This is a genomic window from Kineococcus vitellinus, assembly GCF_009906315.1.
GTDB classification, from domain to species: domain Bacteria; phylum Actinomycetota; class Actinomycetes; order Actinomycetales; family Kineococcaceae; genus Kineococcus; species Kineococcus vitellinus.
The window spans coordinates 1-2786 of the sequence record NZ_JAAALL010000420.1 but is presented as its reverse complement, the minus strand read 5'-3'; the positions used below and the strand labels follow the sequence as shown (position 1 = coordinate 2786).

The 2786-nt window shown below is 78.1% G+C and carries 2 protein-coding genes and 1 pseudogene; 1 reads left to right on the top strand and 2 read right to left on the bottom strand.

Translation table 11 applies throughout. From position 1 onward, the window contains the following. Positions 1–884 (bottom strand): annotated as a pseudogene (locus tag GTQ99_RS21840) (DNA-binding protein); the annotation flags it as partial. A gap of 37 nt (positions 885–921) precedes the next feature. Beyond that, a complete protein-coding gene (locus GTQ99_RS21835; RefSeq protein ID WP_338075188.1) occupies positions 922–1932 on the bottom strand; it encodes a sigma-70 family RNA polymerase sigma factor in 1011 nt (336 codons plus the stop codon). Between the two features lie 75 nt (positions 1933–2007). Between GTQ99_RS21835 and GTQ99_RS21830 the strand changes: the two genes are divergently transcribed. Then, the gene (locus GTQ99_RS21830) at positions 2008–2754 is read left to right on the top strand and encodes a TSUP family transporter (RefSeq protein ID WP_166617793.1); all 747 of its coding nucleotides are present in this window, start codon (positions 2008–2010) and stop codon (positions 2752–2754) included. Positions 2755–2786 lie beyond the last annotated feature (32 nt).

The following is a 2786-nucleotide window of genomic DNA, read 5'->3' as shown; positions in this document are numbered from 1 at the left end:
CCCCACAGCCGGCCCAGCTCCTCCACGAGCCGGCAGGCCTCCGCGGCGGCCTCCGCCGAGCCCGCGGCGACGAGCTCGTGGCGGCGCTCGCGCGGGTGCAGCGGCGGCGCCTCGCGGTCGGCGGTGGCGTGCACGCGCCCGCCGCGCAGCGCCAGCGCCACCTCGCACGGCAGCACCACGGTGCCCGGGCCGGAGACCGCGAGCAGCCCGTGGGCCAGCAGCCACTCCACCGGTGTCGTGGCGGTGGCCGTGCGCACCTGGCGGTCGGCGCGCTCGACGGCACCCGTGGGCGGCCCCCAGGTGAGCTTGTCGAGCACGGCCCGCGCACCCTCGGGGGCCCCGGCCAGCAGCTCGGCGACGTGGGCGGCGTCGCCGAGGTGCGCGCCCAGGCGGGCCAGCGCCACCTCGGGGTCGTGGCTGACCTGCAGGCCGAGGTCCTCCAGCAGCTCGGCCAGCCGCTGCGGGGAGCGCCGCCCCAGCGCCTCGGCCAGCGGCGGGCCCAGCCCGGCGGGGTGCGGGCCCAGCAGCTCGCGCACCGCCTGCACCAGGTGCACGCGCCGGTCCGGGCCCCACACCAGCGCCCGCCGGCGCAGCTCGGCCACGACCGGTCCGGCCTTGGCGCCCCACGCCTTGGAGACCGCGGTGACGCTCACCGGGTCCGGCAGCACCGCGAGCACCTCGGCCACCTGCAGCGTCGGGGTGTCCAGGCGCTCCAGCGCCCGCTGGGTGCTGGCCCGCGTGGTGGCCCGCGTCGCCAGCGCCGTCGTGGACGTCGGCAGCGGGGCCGCCAGGTCGGGGCGGTGGGTGAGCAGCACCTCCAGCTCGGGGTCCGCGCGGGCGCGCAGGTCCTCGGCCAGGGTGCGCGGAGCGGGGGCCGTGGGCATCGCGGGGAGTCTAGGCGCCGCTCGCCGGCCCGCGCGGTCAGCGGGGCGGCGGCGCCGCCGGCAGCCCGAACAGCGCGAACAGGCGGGTGTCCAGGAAGGAGGTGATGCGCTTGACGCGGCCGTCCTCCAGCTCCAGCGCCTGGATGGCGAAGGGCACCAGCTCGCCGTGGGCGCCGATCGGCTTCCAGTGCGCGAAGGCGGGCTGGCCGTTGACCCGCAGCGGCAGCAGGCGCGAGCCGCGGCACTGGTGGCCGGGGCCGACCATCCAGGCGGCGATGTCGTCGGCGCCGTCGAGCCACATCTCGAACGGCGGCATGTTCTGCGTGACGTCGTCGGCCAGCAGTCGCACGAAGGCGTCGATGTCGTAGCTCTCGAAGGCGCGCACGTAGCGCTCCAGCAGCACCCGGTGCTCGGCGTCGAGGTCGGCGGGGGCCCGCACGTCGGGGCGGGTGGCCAGCGTCGCGCGGGCGCGCTGCAGGGCGCTGTTGACCGAGGCCGTCGTCGTCTCCAGCAGCTCGGCGACCTCCTCGGCCCGCCAGCGCAGCACCTCGCGCAGCACGAGCACCGCGCGCTGGCGCGGCGGCAGGTGCTGCAGCGCCGCGACGAAGGCCAGCCGGATGCTCTCGCGGCCGACGGCGACGTCGGCCGGGTCGCCCGCCTCCGGCAGCACCCGCTCGTCGACCATCGGCTCCAGCCAGGTGTCCTCGGGCCGGCGCGCGGCCAGCGAGGCCTCGACCGGCTCCCACGCGGAGGCCGACAGGTCCATCGGCCGCGCGCGGCGGCCGCGGCCCTCGATCATCGTCAGGCACACGTTGGTGGCGATCCGGTACAGCCACGAGCGCAGGCCCGAGCGGCCCTCGAAGCCGTCGATCCCCTTCCAGGCCCGCAGCAGCGTCTCCTGCACGGCGTCCTCGGCGTCGAAGGCCGAGCCGAGCATGCGGTAGCAGTAGCCGGTCAGCTCGCGCCGGTGCGCGGCCAGCCGGGGTTCGATGTCGGCGGCGGTCGGCTTGTCGGCGGTGGCCTGCGTCCCCACGGCGGTGTGCGTCACGGGGCTCAGGACAGCACAGCCCACCGACACGGCGGGAGCCCCGCGGCGGCCCGGCGGCTGGTTGGATCGCTTCCCGTGCCGCTCGCCGAGGTCCCGCTGCTGCTGGTCGCCGGCGTGCTCGCCGGCTTCGTCGGCAGCACGGCGGGCCTGGCCTCGCTGGTCTCGTACCCCGCGCTGCTGCTCACCGGCCTGTCCCCGCTGGCGGCGAACGTGACGAACACCGTCGCGCTGCTCGGGGTGAGCGCGGGCACGGTCGCCGGCTCGCGCCCGGAGCTGGCCGGGCAGGGCGCGCGGCTGCGGGTGCTGCTGCCGGCGGCGGCGCTGGGCGGGGCGGTGGGCTGCGCGCTGCTGCTCGCGCTGCCGCCGGGCACCTTCGAGCTCGTCGTGCCCTTCCTCGTGGCCGCCGCGGCGCTGCTGCTCCTGCTGCGCCCGCGCCTGGAGCGGCTGCGCCCCGGCCGGCTGTCCCCGCGCCACCCCCTCGTGCTCACCGCGGTCGGCGCCGTCGGCGTGTACGGCGGCTACTTCGGCGCCGCCGCGGGCGTGCTCATGCTGGCGCTGGCGGAGCTCGTCCACGACCAGCCGCTGGCGCGCGCCAACGCGCTGAAGAACGTGCTCACCGGTGCGGCCAACACCGTCGCCGCGCTGGGCTTCGCCGTCCTCGGCCCGGTCGACTGGTGGGCGGCGCTGGTCCTGGGCGCCGGCTGCGTCGCCGGCGGCCGCGTCGGCCCGGTGGTGGTGCGCCGCGTCGACCCCGGCGCGCTGCGCGCGGTGATCGCCCTCGCCGGCCTCGGCCTGGCGGTGCACCTGTTCCTGTCCCGCTGATCCCCGTCCCGCTGATCCCCGTCCCGCCGGTC